Annotated in this window: 1 protein-coding gene; it reads right to left on the reverse strand. The window is 68.3% G+C overall.

Annotation, left to right across the window (positions count from 1 at the left end):
- Window positions 1–697 (reverse strand): RsmB/NOP family class I SAM-dependent RNA methyltransferase (locus MOV74_RS39610; RefSeq protein ID WP_246933050.1); only part of this gene is annotated, 697 nt, incomplete at both ends.

Here is a 697-nt window from a genome sequence, read left to right on the forward strand (position 1 = left end):
CGCCATTTGGCGTCGGGATTGCGACGCCAGGTTCCGGTTCCCGTGCAGGGCGCATCGATCACGACGAGGTCCGCGGTGCCGCGGATGTCGGCCAGCGGATCGGCCTCGCCCTTGGGCGTGCGGACATCTGCATTGTGGACGCCGGCGCGCGACAGCCGCTCGTGGATCGGCGCCAGCTGGCGCTTGTCGCGGTCGGTCGCGATCAGCCGGCCCTTGCCCTGCATCAAGGCGGCGAGCGCCAGCGTCTTGCCGCCCGCGCCCGCGCAGAGGTCGATCACCTGCTCGCCGGGTTTTGCCGCGGTGAATTGGGCCGCAAGCTGCGATCCCTCATCCTGCACTTCAATTCCGCCCTTGATGAAATCCTCCTCGGCCTGGATGCCGGGGTTGCGCGCATCGGCCGAAAGCTCGATGCGCAGGCCCGTTGCGGACCAAGGCGTCGGTTTCGCATGAAGATGAGCAAGCGACTGCATTGCCTTGTCGCGATTGGATTTTAGCGCGTTGACGCGCAGGTCGAGCGGCGCCCGGCTCGCCATCGCAGCCGCTTCCGCCGCGCGGGTATCGCCGAACACTTTTGCAAGGTGCGGATCCAGCCATTCGGGATAGTCACCTGCGATCGCGGCAGGCGCATCCGCGAGGGAGCGATGGCTGAGCGCGCCCTCCTCGGCCTCCGTCAGCGGCGCCGGCGCAAAGCGGCTGC

This window comes from Bradyrhizobium sp. SHOUNA76 (genome assembly GCF_023006445.1).
GTDB lineage: Bacteria > Pseudomonadota > Alphaproteobacteria > Rhizobiales > Xanthobacteraceae > Bradyrhizobium.